The organism is Nocardia sp. CWNU-33, assembly GCF_046764895.1.
GTDB lineage: Bacteria > Actinomycetota > Actinomycetes > Mycobacteriales > Mycobacteriaceae > Nocardia.
Genome location: NZ_JBKOQN010000048.1, coordinates 16,140 through 41,088, shown reverse-complemented (window position 1 = coordinate 41,088; position 24,949 = coordinate 16,140). Strand labels below are relative to the sequence as shown.

General features: G+C 65.8%; 1 pseudogene. It reads right to left on the bottom strand.

Going from position 1 to position 24,949, the window contains the following annotated elements:
- Positions 1–24,408 (bottom strand): annotated as a pseudogene (locus ACLMAL_RS35940) (non-ribosomal peptide synthase/polyketide synthase); the annotation flags it as partial.
- Between the last annotated feature and the right edge of the window lie 541 nt (positions 24,409–24,949).

Sequence of the window (24,949 nt, the reverse complement as noted above, 5' to 3'; positions counted from 1 at the left end):
GTGACGTGCGTCGATGACCGTGTTGTGAATGTCGCCTGTGATATATGGTCGCCACGTCTGTGCGACAGCGTCGTGGTCGACGCGGTCTTTTCCTGCGGTGAAGAAAACCAGGTCTCCGTCGAAGACTGCCGGCCGATAAGCGTCGGCGATGCCGCTCGCGGTCTCGAAGCTCGCCATCACCCGATCGGTCTGTTCGGCGGTGAACAGTCCGGTTCCGGTCACTTGGTCACGAATGACGGCCCACGCTTGCTCGTGGGTGTCTACTTCCACCTCGTCGCCGAGGTCGAACAGCTCCCGCCAGCCGCCGAGCAGGTCGGCCATCAGTTGTCCCGGCGCAGCGTCGTCCGCAGTGGTGATCGTCGAGGCGACCAGCGACTCCGATGAGCCACCGGCGCTGTCCATCATGGCCAGCATGCCGACCTGCTCACCATCGCGCTGGAGCAGTATCGCCATGGCATGCGCGATTGCACCGCCCAACGACCATCCGAGCAGGTGATACGGCCCGGTCGGCTGTACTCGGCGAATCTCGGCCGCATAGCGTTCGGCCAGTTCGTCCACGGAATCCGCACGTGGTTCGCCCGCTACGACGTGGGGGTCCTGCAAGCCATAGATCGGCCGATCCTTGTTCAGATGTTCGACCACGCCGCCATAGAACCACGCCAACCCGCCTGCGGGGTGCACACCGAATATCGGAGGCATCGGGCCGCTCGCACGCAACGGAAGCAACACTTGCAGCCCGGAGACGCCATCCGCGTGGTCGGCTTTGGCCGCCAGCGCCTTCGGCGTCGCATCGTCGAACATCCACGGCAATGCGATGATCACACCCCGAGCACGCAGCTCGGTCACCACCATCGTAGCCAGCAGCGAATTGCCGCCCAAATCGAAGAACCCGTCTGATGCCCCGACGCGCTGGACTCCCAGGACCTGCGCGTAAACATCGCTGATCACCTTTTCCGTACGGGTCCGCGGCGCGACGAACTCGTGTGCTGATACGTCGAAATCGGGAGCAGGCAGTGCCTTTCGATCGAGCTTGCCGTTGACCGTCAACGGCAGATCGGGCAATACCATGATCGCCGACGGCACCATGTAGCTCGTCAACACCTGAGCAGCGGTCTCCCGGACCTCGCCCGGATCGATCTGCTGCCCATCGACGCCCACGACATAACCGATCAGCTGATCCACGCCACGATCGTGGCGATGCACTGCCACCGCGGCCCGTGTCACGCGCGGATGCCGGAGCAGCGCCGACTCGACTTCACCCATCTCGATCCGGAAACCGCGCAACTGCACCTGTGCGTCGGCCCGGCCGACGTACACCAACTCCAGCCCGCGCGCGGATTTCCGCCACCGGCCGACATCTCCTGACCGATACAACCGGGCGCCGGCCGGATCGAACGGGTTCGCCACGAATCGGCCCGCCGTCAACGCCGGAGCTCCCAGGTAGCCACGCGAGAGTTGCCCACCGGCCACATAGATCTCCCCGGCGACACCGATCGGCGCCGGGTGCAGCCGGTCATCGAGCACATACACCTGCAACCCCGGTAGCGGCGATCCGATCTGGGCCACGCCCGCATGATCGATCTCGGAGAACGTCACATGCACAGTCGTCTCGGTGATCCCGTACATGTTCACCAATCGCGGCGATCCCGACTCGTGCGCGGTAAACCAGCCGGTCAACCGCGACGCATCCAACGCCTCACCACCGAAAACGACATATCGCAAGGCGAGATCACCAGCAGGACAACCGGATTCCCGATACTCGCGCTCTGCATCGACGAACCCGTAGAACGCCGACGGGGTCTGGCTCAACATCGTCACGCGCTCCCGCGCCACGACGTCCACGAACGCCTCCGGCGACCTGGAGGTGTCGTGGCCGACAACGACCAGCCTGCCACCAGACAGCAGTGCGCCCCAGATTTCCCACACCGTGAAATCGAAGGCGTACGAATGGAACATCGTCCACACGTCGTCGGGGCCGACGTCGAATCGTTCGGCCGCGTTGGTGAACAATGTGACCACTTCCCGATGGCTGACCGTCACCCCCTTGGGGCGGCCCGTCGAGCCCGAGGTGTAGATCACGTAGGCAACATTGTCCGGTCGCACGCCCGAGACCACCGGACCGGAACTGCCCGCGACGGCGTCCACGCAATCCTCGACGAGCACCACCGGCGCCGCGTACTCCGGTACCGCCGATACCAAGTCGGCCGACGTCAACACGGCTGTCGGGCTTGCGTCGTCGAGGATGAACCGCAATCGCTCCGGCGGATACGCCACATCCAGCGGCAGATACCCCGCGCCCGCTCGGATAACTCCGAGCAGACCGACGATCAGTTCGATCGACCGCGACAACGCCAGTGCCACCAGCGATTCCGGTCCCACACCGTGCTCGCTCAGCCGAGCAGCCACCAGGGCGGAACACCGATCCAGCTCCGCGTAGGTCAGCTGCGACTCACCATCGGTCACCGCAACCGCATCAGGCTGTGTGACGGCCCTGGCGGTGAACAGCTCCGCGAGCGTCACGTCCGCGACCGCGACGCCGTCGTCCCCGGCCGCGTCCAGCAATGCGCGCCGCTGCACCGGATCCACGATGTCGATATCGCCGACAACGGATTCCGGATTCGCGGTCACCTCCTCCAGAATCCGCACGTACGCTTGCGCGAACCGAGTCATCGTCTCCTCGACGAAGAGGTCGGTGGCGAAGGTCAGTCGGCCCACCATGCCGGCCGGATGCCCCTGGTCACTGAACCGCTCGACAAGCTTGACGCTCAGGTCCGCCTGCGCCTGATCGAAGCCGTTCTCGAGCGGCTCGACGGTGAGCCCAGGCAACTGCAACGCGGCTTTGCTCAGATTCTGGACGTCCAGCGTCACCTGGTACACCGGAAGATGCGCGGTGGACCGGGGCGGATTCAGCGCCTCCACGACCTGTTCGAAGGGCACATCCGCATGTGCGAACGCGGCCAGGTCCGTCTCGCGCGTCGCGGCCAGCAATTCGGCGAACGGCTGATGCGGCAACACCCGCGACCGCAACACGAGCGTATTGACGAACATGCCGATCAGATCGTCGAGTTCGCGCTCCCCACGGCCGGCCACCGGTGTGCCTATCGCGACGTCGTCGACGCCTGCCAGCCTTGACAGCAGGACGGTCAATGCGGCGTGCAGGACCATGAAGACCGTAGCGTTCGCCTCGCGCGCAACCGCCTCGATCCGCGCCCGCAACTGGGCGGAAATCTCGAAATCGACTGCGCGGCCGCGCATGGACGCAACCGGCGGTCGGGGCAGGTCGGTCGGCAACTCGAGCAACTCGGCCAGCCCGCCGAGTGTGTCCTTCCAGAATCGCAACTGTCCGGACATTACCGAGTCGGGATCGTGCTCATCGCCGAGCACCTCACGCCGCCACAACGAGTAGTCCGCGTACTGGACCGGAAGGACCGGCCACATCGGCTCTGTCCCTTGCCTACTCGCCTGGTATGCCGCTGCCACATCCCGCGCGAGCGGCATCATCGACTGTCCGTCGGCACAGATGTGATGCACAGTGATCACCAAAACGTGATCCCGGGCATCGAGGGCGAACAGCTCGGCGCGCAACGGAGGCGCCTGTGTCACATCGAAGCTCGCCGAGACCGCGGCGGCCGCCCGCTCCATCACATGCTCTTCGTCGACCCTGACCGGAGTCAGTACGGGCGCGACCTCCTCGACGGCGACAACGACCTGATGAGGCGTTCCGTCGATCATCGGGAACTTGGTGCGGAGCGACTCGTGCCGGTCGATGACCAGTTCGCACGCGTGTCGCAGCGCGTCGATGTCGAGCTCGCCCTTCAGCCGAATCGCCAGCGGGATGTTGTACGCGCCGACCGAGGTATCGAACTGATTGAGGAACCACATCCGCTGCTGCGCCGGCGAAAGCGGCACAAGAGCAGGCCGAGTTCGCGGTGCCAGCCGCACCTGGATGTTCCGGTCGAAAGTAGCCAGACGCGCGGCGAGCTCGGCGACTGTCGATGCTTCGAACAGGTCCCGGACGCCGATGCTCACTCCGAGTGCCGCGCTCAGCTGGGCAGTCACCCGCGTTGCCGACAGCGAATTGCCACCGAGGTCGAAGAAGCTGTCCGTTGCCCCAATTCTTTCGATGCCCAAGACGTTCCCGAACACTTCCGCGATGTGCCGCTCCGCGTCGGTGTGCGGGGCGATCCACCGACCGTCCGAGAACTCCGGCACGGGAAGCGCCCGGCGGTCGAGTTTGCCGGTGGTGGTGAGGGGCAATTCGGCGAGCGTCATGAACACGTCGGGCACCATGTGCGCAGGCAGTCGCAACCGTGCGGCGGTCCGAACATCGTTCGGATCTACATCCTCGACGCTGACGAAGTAGCCGACGAGTCGGTCGATGCCACGTTCGTCCTTCCGCAGCGCCACGACCGCATGTTCGATCCCGGGATGCCCGGCCAGGACGGATTCGATCTCACCGAGTTCGATGCGTTGACCGCGAATCTTGACCTGGAAATCGCGGCGGCCGAGGTATTCCAGGGTGTGTTCCGGTGTCCAACGGGCCAGGTCGCCGGTGCGGTACATGCGCGAGCCTGCCGCACCGAACGGGTTCGGCACGAACGCCACCGCTGTTGTCACAGGCCGGTTCACGTATCCGCGTGCCAGTTGCACGCCCGCGAGGTACAACTCCCCCGCTACCCCGGCCGGAACCGGCAGCAACCACTCATCCAGCACAACGGCCTCGACACCACGGATCGGATGGCCGATCGTCACCACGTCACCGGGGTACAACTCGCTGATGCCGGCCAGGATCGTGGTTTCGGTCGGACCGTATCCGTTCAACAGAAGCCGGCCCGGCGCCCACATCGCGACCGTTTCCGGCGACACCGCCTCACCACCGGCCGCCAGCACCCGCAATGATTCCAGTCCGGCGGGCGACATCGTCGCCAGCACGCTCGGTGTCAGGAACGCGTGCGAAACCCGCTGCGCCCGAATCAGTTCCCCCAGCGCTTCGCCCGCGAACAGCTCCGGCGGCGCCACCACCAGCACACCACCGTTGGCGTGTGCCAGCAGCACCTCGAGCACTAACACGTCGAAGCCGGGAGCGGCGGCGTGCAGCACTCGTGACGCACTGTCCGCACCGAAGCGGTCACGCTGCACTGCTGCGAAATTCGCCAGCCCCTCGTGGGTGATCGCGACCCCCTTCGGTGTCCCCGTCGACCCCGAGGTGTAGATCACGTATGCCACATCCCGGACGTGCGGGGTACGCACGCATTCCGCGTCGGTCACGGCGGCTGCCGATCGCGAGGCGATCGACTCAGCGGTGTCCGGATCATCGAGAACCAGCAGGCGCACCGCACGGGGAAGCAGGTCCCGCGATGCCGAGACCGTCACCGCCACCTGCACAGTGGAGTCGGCCATCATGAGCGCGACCCGCTCGGCCGGATTCCGAGTATCGACCGGCACGAACCCCGCACCCGCTTTGGTCACCGCCCACAGCGCGACTATGAACTCCACCGACCGCGGCATGACCAGCGCGACCTGATCACCTGGGCCAACGCCCCACCCGATCAAGTATCGCGCCACCTGGTTCGACCAGGCGTCCAGCTCGCCGTACGATACCGTGCGCTCGTCCGAAATCAATGCCGCCGCAGCGGGATTCGCGGCTGCACTGGCCGATAGCAACTCTGCCAGCAGGCGCGGCGCCTCCGCGCTGCCACCTGAAGCGGGCACCAGCTCGCGCCGCTCGCACGTGGACAGCAGATCGATTGCGCCAAGAGGCGTGCGCGGATTGCTCGTGACCGTGCGCAGCACTGTTTCGACACGGGCGGCGAGAGCGGTCGCCGTTACCTCGTCGATGCGGGCCTGCTGGTAACGGATTCTGATGTGCAACTCGTCGGTGTGGTGCGCCTGCACGGTGATCGGGTAGTGCGCGGCGTCACTTCCTTCCGCCGAGACCACCCGCATACCATCGATGTCGGTATCACCCAAGCCGCTGCTGTCGACCGGATACGACTCGAAGACGACCAGGGTGTCGAACAGTTGGTTGCTGCCCGCGGCCGCCATGATCTGCGACAGTTCGAGGTAGTGGTGGTCGAGCATGCGGGTGTTGTCGGCCTGCAACCGATTCAGCGCGTTCTCGATGGTCATGTCCCGGCGCACGTCGGCGGCGACCGGGATCGTGTTGATGAACAGACCGATCATCGACTCGACGCCCGGCAGGTCGGCGGGACGTCCGGAGACCGTGCTGCCGAAGGCCACGCGTTCGACGCCGAGCAGGTTACCCAGCACCACCGCCCAGGCGAACTGCACGATCGTCGCCATCGTCACCGCTCGTGCTCGCGCGAACTCCGCCAACTCGGCCGTCGCGGCACGATCGAGAACGATCGCCAGATCGATCGGGATGTCCGCGGTCGCCGCCGTGTGTGGATCGGCGACCAGCGTGGGCTCGCTGATAGCGTGCAGCGCATTCCGCCACATCTCGACACTGACGGAGCGGTCGCGCCGGTCCAGCCATGCCAGGTAGTCGCGGTACGACGCCCCCGAAGGCAGCAACTCCGGCTGTGTGTCCACCGCGTACAAGCCGATCAGCTCACGCCACAGCAGCGGCAGTGACCAGCCGTCCAGCAGGAGGTGGTGCGCCGTCAGCACCAGCCGGAAGTCTTGCGGCGTTATGGCAACGATCAGGAACCGCAGCAGCGGTGGATCGGCGGGATCGAAGGTGACCGCCCGCTCGGCTGCGATCAGCTCATCCAGTTCGATCGTGCTGTCGGTCAGATCGATTTTGCGCCAGCACACCGCGGTGTCGGCGGGAACAACCTGCGCAGCAACGCCGTCGGCCGTTCGGGTGAAGGCGGCCCGCAGGTTGGGATACCGCTCGAGCAAGGCGTTCGCAGACCGCTCGAGCCGGTTCTCATCGACGACGCCGGCAAGGGCGACTACCGATTGCGCTGTGTAGACGTCGAGTTCGCCTGCGGCGAGTTCGGCGTGGAACAGCAGCCCCGCCTGGAGCGGTGCCAGCGACCATACATCGGTCAGCGGTCCGTACCGGTCGGCGAAGGCGTCCAGGTCAGGCTGCGTGACGTCGACGAGGGGAACGTCTGCTCGGGAGAGTCCCCAGTCATTGTTCGCACGAGCCGCCGTGGCGATCCCGGTCACGGCGTCGATCCATTCGTCGACGAGTTCGGCCACGTCATCGTGGTCGAGCAAGCGCGAGGCGTAGCCGACGTGCGCCGACAGCTGAGGTCCGGCCTCGGCGTCCACGATATTCACATCGATCGTGACGACCGCTGCCGCAGGCATGTCCGGATCGAATGCGGCCCGTCGGTCGAAAGGTTCGTCGGTCGGAATCCACGCGACGTCCGACAGGGTCGTGAGATCGACGCCGACGCGGCCGAGGTTATTGAAACTGATTTGCGGCTCGGGCGACGCTGCGAGCCGGTCCGCCGTGTCGGTGTTCAGATAGCGCAGCAGGCCGTAACCGATTCCCTTGTCCGGGATGTCGCGCAGCTGATCTTTCACAGACTTCACCGCCGCGCGCGGGTCCGCGTCATCGATCCCGTTCAGGTCGAGCGCAACCGGATACGCGTTGGTGAACCAACCCACGGTGCGTGAGACGTCTGCTCCCTCGGCAATCTGCTCCTCACGCCCATGGCCCTCCAGCAGGACTTTCATGCCCTGGTGAGCGAGGCCGCGCCGCCTGCGCCAGCGTGTCACCGCCACGGCCAGACCGGCCAGCAGCGCATCGTCGACGCCGCCGCGAACGGCTTCGGGCACCGCGTCGAGCAACGCCGAGGTGACCTCCGTCGGGATGGACACCGCCAGATGCCGCACAGTCGACTGGATGTCGACGGCGGGATCCAATGCCGCACGGCCGAGCAGCGGATCGGCAGCCGCACTCATCCGGTGCCACAGCTCGAACTCACCAGCGCGACCCGCGGCAGCGGTGGCCAACGCGTGCGCCCATCGACGCATGGACGTGCCCTGCGCGGGCAACTCCACCGGTTGCCCCTGCGTGATCTGTTGCCAGGCAGCCACGAAGTCGGGAACCAGGATCCGCCACGACACCCCGTCGACAGCCAGGTGATGGATCACGATGAGGGCACGGGCGTCGGCATCGACGCCCGGTTCGGGAAGCAGGCACACGACCTGCAGCATCCGGCCCTCGGCCGGATCGAGACCGCCGGATGCCTCGGCCAATGCCGCTTCCACCACGGCGGTGAAACCGTCGCGGCCCGGAGCCTCATGCGCACGGAATGTGCGGGTCAGAACCGAACCCGCGGCATCGGCGGCGCTTGTGGGCAGCACGTCCAGCCGTCGTTCGCGCAGCCTCGAGCGCAACATGTCGTGCCGCTCGAGCACCGCTTGCACGGTCGAGGTCACGTCGTCGACTCGCGCGTCACGCGGCAACCGCACCAGCATCGACTGGGCGAACCGATCAGCGACCCCGACTCGGTCGGCGAACCAGGACACGATCGGCGTCAACGGGATTTCGCCCACACCGCCCCCGGGCAACTCCTCGAGCGACATCCGTTCGGAAGCCGCGGCCACCAGCGCCAACCCGCGAACGGTCCTGCGCTCGAATATATCCCGAGCTGTCACGACGACACCCGCGGATTTCAGTCGGGACGCCAACTGGATCGACATGATGGAATCACCGCCGAGCGCGAAGAACGAGGTCGTCGCGCCGACCGACGTTATCCCGAGTACGTCCGCGAAGACCGCGGCGATGGTGCGTTCCAGGTCGGTCGATGCCGCGACGGCATCATCTCCGGCGGTTTCGAAGACGGGTTCCGGCAGCGCTTTCCGATCCACCTTGCCGGTCGAGGCGAGCGGCATGCGGTCGAGCACCGTTAGCGTCGACGGCACCATGTGTGCGGGCAATACGGCGCCGACATGATCGAGCACGGTGCTCGGTTCGACGACCGTTCCGAGCACCAGCACGATGTACGCGGCGAGCGTAGGTTGCCCGCCGGGTCCGCTGCGACTCACGGTCACAGCGGAGGCCACCCTGGGATGCGCGAGCAGCGCGGCGTCGATCTCGCCGAGTTCGATGCGCTGGCCACGAATCTTGACCTGGAAGTCGATGCGGCCGATGTATTCCAGCGCGCCCTGCGCGGTCCAGCGGACGATGTCACCAGTGCGATACATCCGCGAACCCGGTTCACCGTATGGATTCGCCACGAACGCGCCCGCCGTCGCCGCAGGCCGATTCAGGTACCCGCGCGACAGCTGAGCACCCGAAAGGTACAGCTCCCCCGCTACGCCGACCGGCACCGGCCGCAACCGCGCGTCCAGGACCACGGCCGACGCACCGCGGATCGGACCGCCGATCGTGATCACGTCGGTGGGCTGCACCGGGTCACTCATCGTGATCACGATCGTCGTCTCCGTCGGACCGTAGATATTGTGCAACCGCCGGCCCGGCGCCCAGGCAGCAATCACATCCGTAGCCAGCATCTCACCGCCGACCGCCAGCATCCGCACCGAATCGAGACCGGCAGGCGACATCGTCGCCAACACACTCGGTGTCAGGAACGCATGGGACACCTGATGCGCCTTGATCAACTCGGCCAAATCCGGGCCGCCGAACACCTCCGGTGGCGACACGACCAACGACGCGCAGGCCGCGTGCGCCATCAATGCCTCGAGCAGGACCGCATCGAAGGCGGGCGCCGCCACTTGCAGCACTCGCGACGTGCTGTTCACCCGATAACGATCACGCTGCTCGGCCGCGAAGCCCGCCAACCCCTCGTGCGTGACGACAACGCCCTTGGGCGTTCCTGTCGACCCGGACGTATAGACCACATACGCCGCATCCTGAATCCGCAATACGCGTGGGCGATCTGCGTCCGTGATCGCGCGGCCAGGTTGTGAGGCGATCTCGGCGGCCGAACGTGGGTCGTCGAGCACCAGCCATCGGACACCACCCGGCAACGACGTGCGTGCGGCCGTGAGCGTGATCCCGACTTCGACACCGGAATCGTTGACCATGTGCGCGATCCGGTCCATGGGATACCGCAAATCCACCGGCACGAATGTGGCGCCGGTCTTCGCGATCGCCCACATGGCGATGTGATAGTCGACCGACCGCGGCACGGCGAGGGCGATGAACACTCCCGGTCCGACACCCTGGACGAGCAGGTGACCGGCGAGCTGGTTGGCCCGACGGTCGAGCTCCCCGTAGGTGAGGGTCTCGCTGTCCCCGATCAGGGCAATCGCAGATGGGTCTGCTGCCACGGCCGACGCCAGCAGAACGGGAAGCAGGCACGGGGGTGTGGTGTCGCCGCCACGTGCCGGGAGCAGACGTTCTGCCTCCTCAGCACTCAACAGCCCGATGTCGCCTACCGGCCGGGTCGGATCGAAGGTGACTGCTTCGAGGACACGAATAAACCTCTCGGCAAGCGATTCGGCAGTCGATTCGACGAACAGGTCTGTGGCGTAGATGATCTCGCCGTCGATACCGGCAGGCCGATCGCCCTCGAGGCGTTCGGTCAGCAGCACGGTGAGGTCGGTCTTGGCCTGCGCAATGCCCGGGTCGAGGAATTCGACATCGATATCGGGCAGCTCGAATCGAGCCGTGCGCGTGTTCTGCAACCCGAACATCACCTGATACAGCGGCGAATACGCTGTCGAGCGAGGACGATCGAGGACGTCGACCAGCCGTTCATAGGGCAGATCCGCGTGTGCGAGCGCCTCCAGGTCGACGCCGCGTACCTCCGCCAACAGGTCGCGGAACGACCGGTCGTCGCGAACCTGTGTGCGCAACACCACGGTGTTGACGAACATGCCGACCAGATCGTCCAGGGCCCGCCTGCCGCGACCGGCAACGGGAGTGCCGACCGAGACGTCCTCGCTGTGCGCGGTGCGAGCCAACAGGATCGCCAACGCCGCGTGCAGCACGACGAACACGGTGACGCCCTCACGGTGTGCCAGCCGCACGATATCGTCGTGCAGCCGCGTCGACATGCCGAACCGAACGTTGCCACCGTCCATCGACATCGTGGCGGGCCGAGGCCGATCGGTCGGCAGGCCGAGCAGTTCTGGGGCATCGCCGAGGACCTCGCTCCAGTACGCGATCTGCCGCGCGATCACCGACGCCGGATCGTCCTCGGAGCCGAGCATCTCCTGCTGCCACATCGCGTAGTCGGCATACTGGACTTCCAGCGATTCCCACTGCGGCGCTCGACCATCCACACGTGCCCGGTAGGCGGCGAACACATCACGCGCAAGCGGCGCCATCGACGAGCCGTCGGCCGCGATGTGATGGATCACGAGCACCATCACATGATCGTCGGCGCCGATGTGATAAAGCCGCGCCCGGACGGGCACGGATTCCGCGATATCGAAACCCGTCCCGACGGCCCGCTGGATCCGGTCGGCCAGCTCTGCCTCGTCGACGACCGGCTCCGGATCCAACACCATGTCTGCGGCTATCGCCGCGACATCCTGCACGACCTGACACGGTTCACCGTCGACAGCGGGATACACCGTCCGCAACGGCTCATGCCGGGTCGACACGTCGAGGAACGCCGCTCGCAACGCGTCGACATCCAATGGTCCGGTCAACCGGGCCGCGAAACAGATGTTGTATGCCGCCGAGGCCGTGTCGAACTGGTTGAGGAACCATATGCGTCGTTGAGCCGCCGCCAACGGCACGGCCGCGGGGCGTGGTCGCGGCGCGAGCGGAATCACCGTAGAACGGGTACGCATCGCGATCCGTTCGGCCAATCCGGCAATCGTCGGTTCGTCGAAAATGTCACGGATGCCGACCTCGACACCGAGTGCTGCCTCGGCCCGCGCCGCGATTTGGGCAGCCGAGAGCGAGTTGACACCGATCTCGAAGACGTTCGCCGTCACGCTCACCCGGTCGGCGCTCGTGAGTTCGGCGACAATTCTCGCAAGCGCCACCTCGCGATCGGTTCGAGGCGAGACGAATTCCTCGCCGTCGTCGAACACCGGCTGCGGCAACGCGGCTCGGTCGAGTTTGCCGTTCGCGGTGAGCGGCATCGAATCGAGCACCTGGACACCGGCCGGAACCAGGTACGACGGCAGCGAGCGAGTGAGCTGATCGCGAATCGCGCGGCCATCGATCACCGCACCCGGTACAAGCGTCACATATCCGACGACTCGTTCCGCCGTCACAACGGCCACAGCACGCGCGACTTGCGAAATCGCAAGCAGCGCCGCTTGGATGTCACCCGGTTCCACCCGCTGACCGCGCACCTTCACCTGGAAGTCACTGCGGCCCAAGAACTCCAGCTCCCCGGTTTTCGTCCACCGGACCAGGTCGCCGGTGCGATACAGGCGCTGACCCGCCGCACCGAACGGGTGCGCGACGAAGCCGCCGCAAGTGAGGTCGGCACGCGCGTGATATCCGCGCGCCAGCTGGACGCCCGACACGTACAGTTCGCCGACGACACCGGTCGGCACCGGTCGCAACCGCGAGTCCAGCACGTAGACCTCCATGCCGGACACCGGTGCACCGATCGGGACCGTCGCATGGGTTGTCACACCTGGCAGGCACCGCGCAGCGGTGACGACCTCCGCCTCCGCCGGGCCGTACCAGTTCACCAGATCCGCATTCACGAACACGCGCGCGGCAGCGTCGACAGTGCTCTGCGCCAGCGCCTCACCCGCGACGAATACCCGCCGGATCGACGGCAGCTGCGCAGCGCCCGTGGATTCGAGGAGAACATCCAGCATCGACGGGACAAAGTGGACCGTGGTGACCTGATGACTCGCGATGACGCCTGCCATGTACACCGGGTCGCGGTGCCCGTCGGGTTCAGCGACGACGATGTGCGCACCGGTCTGCAGCGGCCAGAACAACTCCCACATCGCGATGTCGAACGTGATCGGTGTCTTGTACAGCACCGTGTCGGACGCGTCGTGTGGCCACTGCTGCTGTGCCCACGCCAACTGGCTCATGGTCGCGGCATGGGTCAGGGCGACCCCCTTGGGGACGCCGGTGGAGCCGGAGGTGAACAGGACGTAGGCCACGTTGTCCGGCCGGAGCGGCGCGCGCCGCTCCGTGTCCGTGATCGGGGCGTCGGACACACCGGCCAGATCCACGCGATCAACGCGCGCGGATTCGAATCCACCCGGCAGTTGGTCGCCGTCCGCGGATGTCGTGAGCACCACCAGCGGCTGCGCCGCATTCAGCACGCTGGCGATCCGCGCGCTGGGATGATCCGGATCGATCGGAAGGAACGCCGCGCCCGCCTTGGCCACCGCGTACAGCGCTGTAACGAGCTCGGCCGACCGGCGGATAGCCACCGCCACAACGGTTTCCGGCCCGGCACCGCGGGCGATCAGCCACCGGGCCAGACGATTGGCGCGGGCGTCGAAATCCCGGTAGGTCCAAACGCCACCCTCTGGAAGGCAGATCGCCGGAGCGTCCGGGGTGCGTGCGACCTGTTCATCGAAGGCGTCGACAAGGGTCCGGCCCGTCGCGACGGCGCTGCCGGTGTCGTTCCATCGCTCCAGCAGCAGGTGCCGCTCTGTGGCGTCGAGCAGCTCGATCCTGTCGAGGGTCGAGCCGGCGTCGGACGCGGTGGCGTCGAGGACCCGCATGAATTGTTCGGCGAAACGCCGTACGGAGTCCTCGTCGAACAGGTCCGTGGCATACGTCAGGCGCAGCGTCATGCCGGTCGGCTCGTTGTGGGTACCGTGCCCCTCCGTCATCATCATCAGCATGTCGTAGATCGCGGCACTGTCGCCCGGGTCGATGTTCTCGACGGCGAGACCTGGAAGTTCGACGCGTGCTTGCACCATGTTCTGGTAGGCGAGCATGACCTGGAACAGCGGTGTGTGCGCTGTGGACCGCGCGGGCTTGAGTGTCTCCACCAGCTGCTCGAACGGGACGGTGCTGTGGTCGAATGCCTCGAGGTCGGTGCGCCGCACCTGATCGAGCAGGCTGAAGAATGTCTGATCGGGTGTGATCCGGGTGCGCATCACCAAGGTGTTGACGAACATCCCGACGAGGTTGTCGAGTGTTCGGTGGCCACGGCCGGCGTGTGGCACGCCGATGGTGATGTCGTCGCTGCCGGACAACCTCGACAGCAATACCGCTAAGGCCGTGTGCACAACCATGAACGTCGTCGCCCCGGCTCGCCGCGCCAGCGCCTCCACGCGGCCCTGCAGCTCACCCGGGATCGTCACGTGGATGACCGCGCCGCGTTGTGTCTGCACCAGTGGCCGCGGCCGGTCGGTCGGCAGCTCGATCAGGTCGGGTATGCCCGCAAGTTGGGTTCGCCAGTAGACGATGTCACGGGCCACGTGTGAACCCGGGTCGTCCGCCGAGCCGAGCACCTCGCGCTGCCAGAGGGCGTAATCGGCGAACTGCACTGTCAGCGGCGCCCAGTCCGGCGGGTTCCCGTTGGACCGCGCCTGATAGGCCGTGACGATATCGGTGGCCAGCGGCGCCACCGAATAGCCGTCGCAACTGATGTGGTGCACGGCCAATGCCACGGTCCAGATCGTGTCCGACAGCTGGTACAGCGCTATGCGCAGCGGCACACCCTTCGACACATCGAATCCGATGCTCGAGAATTCGGCCAACTGGTGTGACAGCTCGCGCTCACCGATCGGCTGCGGCGTGAGATCGCACCTCGCGACGACATCGGCCGCGTCCAGCACGACCTGAGTGGGCGTACCGTCGACTGCCGGATACACGGTGCGCAAGCTCTCGTGCCGCTCGATGACATCACCGACGGCCGCTGCCAGCGCATCGACATCGAGGACACCGTCGAGCCGAATCGCGAGCGGCACAACGTATCCCGCCGAATCGGTATCGAACTGGTTGAGGAACCACATCCGGGCCTGTGCCTGCGACAGCGGAAGGCGATCCGGCCGCGGCTTCCGAGTCGGCGCGGGAAGACTCGGCACCGCACGCAACTGCGAGATACGCTCCGCCAGGTCAGCAACCGTGGGCGCCTCGAATATCACTCGAACGGGTATGGACACATCGACGACGTCGCCGACGCGGCTCAGTGCGCGAGTCGCGATGAGCGAATTTCCGCCCAAGTCGAAGAAGTTGTCGTCCGCGCCGATCTCGGGAAGGCCGAAAAGCTCGCCGAAAACCCCGGCGATGGTCTGCTCGACGAGCCCCCGCGGCGCCCGGTACTCGGACTCGTAGGCGCTCGGATCCGGCACGGGCAAAGCTCTGTAGTCGACCTTGCCGTTCGCCGTGAGCGGGATCGAGTCGATCCGGACCACCGGTGACGGCACCATATAGGCGGGCAGTCGTTGCAGCAGAAAGCCCCGAATCTCCTTGGCATCGAGCGCTTCTCCGGCCACCACATAGGCGATCAAGCGCTGCTCACCGCGGTCGGCGTGTACCTGCGCGATGGCCGCGCTCACCCGCTCGTTGGCGAGCAACGCGGCTTCGATGTCGCCGAGTTCGATTCGCAGGCCGCGAACCTTCACCTGAGAGTCGGCACGGCCGACATATCGGATGCCTCCGCCCTTGTCCCAGCGCACCAGGTCGCCGGTGCGATACAGGCGAGAACCGCCCGCACCATCGAAGGGGTCGGCGATGAACGCCGCCGCCGTCAGACCGGGACATTCGTGGTACCCGCGGGCCAGCTGAACACCGCCCAGGTACAACTCACCGGTCACTCCGACGGGAGCAGGATGTAGCCGCGAATCCAACACGTGGACAACCACATTCGCCACAGGGACGCCGATCGGCACCGCGATGCCGTCGACCGCGTCGATCCGGTGGGCGGTCACGCTGACCGCTGCCTCGGTCGGCCCGTACAGATTGTCGATGCGCGCATCACTGAGATCCCGGAACCTGCGGACAGTTTCAGCCGGGAGCGCCTCGCCGATGCACAGCACACGACGGAGGTCCAGGAGCTCGCGAGGGGCGGCCACCTCGATAAATGCCGAAAGCAAGGACGGTACGAAATCCACGGTGGTCACCCGATGCTCTGCCATCAGCCGGGCCACGGCCTCGGGGTCACTGTGTGCGTCGGGACCCGCGACAACCAATGATGCGCCACAGATCAACGCGGAGAACAGCTCCCAGACCGACAGGTCGAATGTGACCGGCGTCCGCAGCAGCATGACGTCGTCGTCGCCGAGCTGGTAGTTATCCCGCATCCACCGGAGTTGATTCACCACCGCGGCGTGCGGAATCGCCACGCCCTTCGGCACACCCGTCGAGCCGGAGGTGTAGATGACATACGCCAGATCGTCCGGATTCAGCGGCCGGTTCCGATCGGCATCCGTCACCGTCGACGGATCTGTGTGCTCGGCGTCGAGCTCCTCGAGCGACCACACCCGCACGCCATCGGGCAGACCCACCTTGTCAACCAGACGGGTGAGGACCGCACTCGGCCGGGCAGCAGTGAGGACGGCACGCACGCGGTCGACCGGATGATCCGGATCCAGGGGCAGGTAGGCCGCGCCTGCCGCATGGATCGCATACAGGGTCGTCAGCAGATCGACGGAGCGCCGCATCGCTACCGCCACCACGTTTCCCGGGCCGACCCCACACCCGATCAGCACTCGGGCCAGCGAATTCACCCGCGCCGCGAACTCGCGGTAAGTGAGCCGACCGCCGTTCTGGGCGTCGAGCACCGCTGTGTTCTCGGGCGTCGCCGCTGCCTGCACTGCGAACAAGTCCGCGATCGTCGAACTCGATGCCTGCACCGCCGGCCCCGTCGAACGCACGGTTAGTTCGCGCGCCTCGTGCTCGGTCAACAGGTCGATGTCACCGACGGCGCGAGTGGGATCGGCAGCGGCCGCACGCAGCAGCAGCAGGTAGCGGTCGAACATCGAGGTGATCGTCGCCTCGTCGAAAAGGTCTGTCGCGTAACCGAATTCGACTGCCATGTCGCCCGGTTCGCCGCCCGGCTCCAGAGCGTCGACGAGATTCAGATGCAGATCGTACTTGGCCACGCTCGGATCGACCATCTGGGCCGAAACCGTCAGGCCCTCGAACTTCACCGTGGGGATCTCGATGTTCTGGAACGAGAAACCCACCTGCGTCAACGGTGCGTGTGCGGTAGTGCGCGGTGGATTCAGCACCTCGACGAGGCGCTCGAACGGAATGTCGGCGTTCTCGAACGCTGCCAGATCGGTGGCCCGGACTTGGTCCAGAACGCGAATGAAGGAGGCGTCGGGCTCGATCTGCGACCTCAGGACCAGCGTGTTGACGAACATTCCGATCAGGCCGTCGAGCCCGGGCTCGCCGCGACCGGCGATCGGCGTGCCGACCGCGATGTCACCGGTTCCCGACAGCCGTGCGAGCAGCACCGCGAATGCCGCGTGCGTCACCATGAAGACCGTCGTATTGTGGCGGCGGGCCAGCGCGGCCACGTCACGATGGAGATCGGCAGGCAGTGTCGCCGACACTGTCGCGCCGCGGAAAGACTGCTTCACCGGCCGCGGCCGGTCGGTGGGCAGGTCGATCACCTCGGGCAGGTCGGCGAGAGCCGCCAGCCAATACCCGGTCTGGGCGACAGTCAGGCTGTGCGGGTCGTTCTCGGTGCCGAGCAACTTTCGTTGCCACACTGCGTAATCCGCGTATTGCACCGGCAACGGCGCCCATTGTGGCGGCTGCTGCCGAGCGCGGGCCTGGTAGGCGGTCATCAGGTCTGCGGCGAACGGTGCGAGCGACGACCCGTCGATGCTGATGTGATGGACGACGAGAACCAGGGTGTGATCGTCAGGTGCGCTGCGCAGCAATGTGACCCGGAACGGAACCTCGGATGTGACGTCGAATCCGACCGCCGCTTCGGCGGCGATGCGGGCCTCGACGTCGCTCCCCGCGACGACTACGGGGGCCAGCCTGGGCAAGGCCGCTTCCACCGAGACGATCATTTGGTGCGGTCCGCTATCGCTGTCCGGGTATACGGTCCGGAGTGATTCATGTCGGTCGAGCACATCCGCGATCGCCGCGTGCATGGTGGCCACGTCGAGATCTCCCGACATACGTACGATCAGCGGAACGTTGTACACCGGCGAGCTTGTGTCGAACTGATTGAGGAACCACATGCGGGCTTGTGCGGGCGACAGCGGGATCCGATCCGGGAGCTCTTGCGGCACAAGCGGTTCTCGTTCTACCGCGTTGGCGGTCCGAAGACTCTTCGCCAACGCCGCGATGGTCGGCGCCTCGAATATCGCGCGCAGCGGAACGTCGACGCCGAATGCGCCGCTCAGTCGCGCTGCCGCCCGGGTAGCCGACAGCGAGTTGCCGCCGAGTTCGAAGAAGCTGTCGAGGACGCCGACTCGCTCGGTCCCCAGAACGCCCGCGTAGACGTCTGCGACGACCTGCTCGGCCGCGTCGCGCGGCGCGACGAACTCGGTGGTGGTGATAGCAAACACCGGTTTCGGTAACGCTGCACGATCGACCTTGCCCACCGATGACAGCGGCAGCGTGTCGAGCACCATCACCGTGTCCGGGACCATGTGCGACGGCAGGCGCTGAGCGGCGTATTCCAACAGCTCCGCGTTGTCGATGGCGCCGTTCGTCGGCGTCACGTAGGCAGCCAGTCTCGATCCGCCGTCCGTCGCTACGCCCACTGTCACCGCTGCCGCCACATTGGGGTGTCCAGCGAGGACGGCTTCGATTTCGCCGAGTTCGATGCGTTGACCGCGGATTTTGACTTGGAAGTCGGTGCGTCCGAGGTATTCGAGGGTGCGATCGGGCGTCCAGCGGGCCAGGTCGCCGACGCGGTACATGCGTGAGCCTGCCGGGCCATACGGATTTGCCACGAATGTGGTGGCTGTGGTGGCGGGTTGGTTGAGGTATCCGCGGGCCAGTTGCACACCCGCGACGTACAACTCTCCTTTCCCCCCGACCGGCAGCGGGCGCAGCCAGGCATCCAGCACGAGGGCCTCGACGCCGCGGATCGGGCCGCCGATTGTGACCGGGGCACCGGTCTGCAGCGGGTCGCTGATCGCGACCATGATCGTAGTCTCGGTCGGTCCGTACCCGTTGAACAACTTTCGGCCCGGCGCCCACACCGCCACGGTTTCCGGTGATACCGCTTCGCCACCGGCTATCAGCACCTGCAACGAATCCAATCCGGCAGGCGACATCGTTGCCAACACACTGGGTGTCAGGAACGCGTGCGACACCTCATGCGTCCGAATCAGTTTCGCCAACTCCACACCGGCGAACACCTCTGGTGGCGATACCACCAGTACCGCGCCATTGGCATGCGCGAGCAACAGCTCCAGCACCACCGCGTCGAAACCCGGAGCGGCTACCTGCAACACCCGTGACCGCGAATCGACCCGGTAACGTTCACACTGCTCGGCCGCGAAGTTCGCCAACCCTTCATGCGTGACCGCCACACCCTTCGGCGTCCCCGTCGACCCCGAGGTGTAGACCACGTACGCCGTATCTGCGACACGACAAGTACGCACCCGATCCGCATCCGTCACAACCGCGGCCGATCGCGACATGATCGACATCTCGGTGTCCGGATCATCGAGAACCAACAAACACACCTCACCAGGAAGCAAGCCTCGCGACGCCCCGACCGTGATCGCGACCCGCACATCGGAATCCGCGACCATATGCGCGACCCGCTCGATCGGATTCCGCGGATCGACCGGCACAAACCCGGCGCCCGCCTTCGCCACCGCCCACACCCCTACCGCGAATTCCACCGACCGCGCCATCACCAACGCGACCTGATCACCCGGACCCACACCCCATCCGATCAACTCACGCGCAACACGATTCGACCACTCATCCAATTGCGCGTAGGACACCACCCGCTCACCCGACACCACCGCCACCGCAGCCGGATCCCCCATCACGCCGGCAGACAACAACTCCGCCAGCACCCGCGGCACCTCGGCACTACCACCCGAAGCCGGCACCAACTCCATCAACTCGACCCCCGACAACAACTCCACACCACCCACGCGCATCTGCGGGTCCGACACGAACGCATCGAGGATCCGATTCAATCGCGCGGCAAGCTCCTCGATCGTCCCCCGGTCGAACAGGTCAGTCGCGTAATTGATCCGCAGTGCGACATCGCCGCCCGCGGCCGAGCTTTCGGCGACGGTGACAATGATGTCCACCTTCGCCGGTTCCGGCCCTGAATCCAGCACCTCGACGGTGAGGTCGGGCAGTTCCAAACTCGCACGGTCCATGTTCTCGAAGGCGAGATAGACCTGGCACAGCGGTGCATACGCCATCGACCGTGCCGGATCGAGTTCCTCGACGACGCGTTCGTACGGCACGTCGCTGCAGGCGAAGGCATCGACATCGATGTCTTTGACTCGCGCCAGGAATGCGGTGAACGATTCGTCATCACGCACCTCGGTGCGCAGCGGCACAGTGTTGACGAACATCCCGATGAGCGGTTCGAGCGCGCGCTCACCCCGACCCGCGACCGGGGTCCCGACGGTGATGTCGGAGGAGCCCGACAGCCGGGCGAGCAGCACGGCTAGCGCGGCATGGACGACCATGAATGTCGTGACGTTCGCGGCGCGCGCCAACCGCGCGATTTCGGCGAAGGTCTCGGCCGGGATCACCGTGCTCGCGACGTCGCCGCGCATGGACTGGCGGCTAGGACGTGGACGATCGGCAGGAAGCTCCAGCACCGGCGGCATCCCCGCCAATTGCTCTGTCCAATAACCCAACTGGTGTGCGGCCAGCGAGTTCGGATCGTTCTCGTCGCCGAGCAGTCCATGGTGCCAGATGCTGTAGTCGGCGTACTGCACCGTCAAAGGCTGCCAGTCCGGAGTTTTTCCTTCCGACCTCGCACCGTAGGCGGCTGCCACATCGGCCGCGAGTGGTCGAAGAGATGAGCCGTCGCAGCAGATGTGGTGAAGGACAAGGACCAGTACGTGGCATCGGCGGTCGCCGGTCCCGAGCAGCGCGCCCCGGATCGGCGGACATTCACGCACATCGGTCCCGATCGACGCGAGCTCACGAATCCGATTCGCGATCTCGTCGGGGTCGGTCGGCTTCGGGGTCAGATCGAGCTCCGCGACGACCTGCTCGGCCGACAGAATGACCTGTGTCCCTGCACCGTCCACAGCAGGGTAGAAGGTACGCAGCGACTCGTGCCGATCGATCACGTCCGTCAGGGACGCACGCAGTGCCGCGGTGTTGAGACGTCCGGTCAGCTGCACCACGAGCGGAATGTTGTACGCCGCGGACGCCGGGTCGGCCTGATTGACCAGCCACATCCTGTTCTGCGCAGGCGACAATGGGATCGGCTCGGTCCGCCGCGCCGTGCTCAGCGCCGGCCGATTGGCGCGGTGCCCGTCTTCGATATGCGCGGCGAGTTCAGCGACGGTCGGTTTACCGAACAGGTCGCGGACCGACACGTCGCATCGGGTTATCTCAGCGATGCGCACGGCGGCGCTGATCGCGGTGAGCGAATTGCCGCCGAGTTCGAAGAAGCTGTCCAGCACGCCTACCCGCTCCGTGTCGAGAACCTCGGCGAAGACGTCTGCGATCAACTCCTCGACAACCGTGCGGGGCGCGACGTACGCTGCGGCCGAATCGAATACCGGCTCGGGCAGCGCACGGTGGTCCACCTTGCCGTTGACCGTCAGCGGCAACGCCGCCAACACGACGATCCCCACCGGGACCATGTATTCCGGCAGTCGCGCACCAACGTGCGCGCGAAGGGAATCGGCCTCACAGATGGCGTCGCCGGCGGGCACGACGTATCCGACGAGCCGGGCCGCGTCCGTGCCGGGAAAATGCACAACGACGACGGCCGCCGAGACAGCGCTATGGCTCAACAGCGCGTTGCGGATCTCGTCCAGCTCGATCCGGAACCCGCGCAACTGCACCTGCTGGTCGGCTCGGCCGCGGTATTCCAACTCGCCCTTGTGATTCCATCGTGCCACGTCGCCGCTGCGATACAGGCGCTCGCCCGACTTCCCGAACGGATCAGCAACGAAGCGTCCCGCGGTCAACGCAGGTCGGTTCAAATAGCCGCGCGCGAGTTGGGCTCCCGCGACATAGATCTCGCCCCACGCTCCCAGCGGAACCGGACGCAACCGCTCGTCCAGGACAAACGTCCGCAAACCCGGCAACGCCGGTCCGATTGCGCTCGGCGCGCCCGGCACGGCGATGTCTGGTGTCAGGCCGAGGTAGGTGACGAAGACCGTGGTCTCGGTGATCCCGTAGCTATTGGCCAGCACGGGCAAGTTCGGGTTGTGTTCATACCAGTCCGCCAACCCCGCCGGATGCAGAGCCTCACCCGAGAGAATGACCAGTCGAAGGGAAAGCTCACCTTGCGGCGCAGCTGCGGTCGCGTATCGCTGTTGCGCGGCCGCGAACTGGAAGAACGCCGACGGCGTCTGGTTGAAAATGGTCACCTTCTCGCGTACCGCAAGTCGCACGACATCGTCCGGCGAACGCGTGGTGAGGCTGTCCACGACGACGACACGGCCACCGGTGACCAGCGCGCCGAATATTTCCCATACCGAGTAGTCGAACGCGATCGAGTGGAAGAACGTCCAGACGTCCTCGGACCGGACTCCGATCTCGGCACACGCGTTCACCAAGTAGGTGGCGACGGCGCGATGGCTTATCGACACGCCCTTCGGTCGACCGGTCGAACCGGACGTGTAGATGACATAGGCGACGTGGTCGGAACACAGCGAGCCCCTCCGATCGGCATCGGTGATCGGATCCGAAGCATCGTCACGGGCAGCACCGGGAACGTCGTCGAACAGCACGACGCGGCCGGGATCACCCGGAACGTGCTCGCGCATACTCCGGTTCGTCACGACAACGATCGGATCGGCATCGCTCAGTACGTATTCGAGCCGCTCGGTCGGGTGGGCCACGTCCAACGGCAGATACCCGGCGCCCGACTTCAGCACGGCCAGCAGAACGACGATCAGATCGGCATCCCGTGGCATCGCGATGGCCACCAGTGATTCCGGCCCCGCACCGAGGGCGATAAGCCTGCGAGCGAACCGGTTGGACAGCTCGTCGAGCTCGCGGTAGGTGAGGGCGGTCTCACTCGACGTGACGGCCACCGCGGACGGCGTCGCGGCAGCCTGTCGCGCCAGCAGATCCACCAGTGTCGCGGAGGGCGATTCGCCGTCGCCGCCCGCGAGTTCACCGACGATTCGCAGCTCCTCGGCGGGGTCGACGAGCGGGATGTCGACAATGGGGGTGCCGGGAGGCGAATCGATCAGCCGATGCAGGAACTCGATGAACCGACGTGCGTGCGATTCGAGTTCATCCTGGCCATACAGGTTCGCGTTGCCGTGCAGTTCGATGAGCCGCGGCGCATCGGCCCCGGAACGGTACATGTTGAGCTGCAGGTCGTCGAGCACCCCCGAGGTCAGTGCGCGGTATCGGCCGACGGCTGACCCGAGACGAATCTCGGAGTCGAAGAACAGGATGTTGACGATCGGACCGAACGAGTTCGCGGCCGCGTCCAGCGCGTTCGAGTCGCGGCGCAGATCCTCGAATCGGTAGAGCTGGTGCCGCATCGCCGAGACGAGTTCGGACACCGACGCACCGACCAACTCTTCCACGGTGGTCGTCGCGTCCACGGTGAATCGAATCGGCACCATATTCGCCAACATCGCGGCGGCATTGCGCAGCCGCATCGTGACACGCCCGCTCACCGGCATCGACAACACCACATCGTCGGTACGTGTCATCCGGCTGAGGAACGCGCCGAATGCGGCGATCACCACCTGCGCGGGCGAGGCTTCCAGGTTATCGGCGAAGCAATCGAGCATGTCGGACAACCGCAACGGAAGCTTCAGGCCGGCTACGCGGTCGTCTGCGCTCCACCGTGCGGTGCGACCGGACAGACTCGCCGGCGTCGGAAGGTCGGCAACCTTGTCGAGCCAGTATGCCTTGTCGTTCTCGAACCGCGAGCTGGCGCGATAAGTGCGCTCCGCCTCGACGATGTCTCGCAACTTGGCCGCCACTACCCGTGCGGGCGGCCTGTTTTCGAGGATGGCGTTGTAGTGCTCGGCGATTCGGGTGACGGCATTGAACGCGCCGTAACCGTCGATCACGAGATGATGAGCGCGCCCGTACCAGAGATACCGGTCTTCGCCGAGTCGGATGAGCCGCGTCGCGGTGAGCCGGTCACGGCTCATGTCGACAGCCTTGGTGTGGTAGTCGCGGCGCATCCATTCCATCGCCGCCGCGAACGGATCATCCTCATCACTGACATCCAGCACGGGCTCGTCGAAGGTGATGCTGCGGTCGACGAATTGATATGGGCGACCGTCTAACTCGATCACCCGTACCGCCAGAGACTCGGTTTCCAGCGAGGCGCTGGTCACCGCCTGAGCGAACACATCCGCGTCTATCGGGCCTTCGATCTCGACGTACTGTGCGATGTTGACAGGCGGACCGCCGGGCATACTGTCTGCGAACCACATACCGTATTGCGCCCTAGACAGCGGAATCAGACCCAGATCGCCGTCGGCAGTTCCTGCTGACTTCGGATTCATTCTGTAACCCCTCGCTCAGACTCGCCGGCACCGCGGCGCGACGGAACCACGCCGTGCCACCTGTCCGAAATTTCCCCTTGTATTTACTTTTTCCAATTTCGAACCGGCACTACCCCTGCTCCCGAATGCGCGGATCGCATACGGCGTGTAGCTCGACACGCCCTCGCTCCCAAAACAAAAACCGAAGCAAAATGGAATTCCACTGCAGCAGTAGTACTTTCCTGCGGATCGAGCCACCGGCACCCGAACAGCGCAACAGGTGGCGCGAGGGCGACAGGGAGCAGTTCCGCCGCACCGGAACCTCGCATTGAGGAAACTAGCGACGGGTCACGCTGGCGAGCGGACTAGCCACCAACGTGCCGACAAGACTCAGCAGCATTCGATCTCCTTGCGTTGTCGATGGATTCCCCATTGTCGGTCGCTTGCCAGTCGATCAGCAGGCGGCACCAGCCCTGCCGGGACCGAGACGCACGGCCGCGAAATCGCACTCACACGGAGCGTCTGCCCGTCGGTGTCACCGCCCGCGATATGGCATCACGAC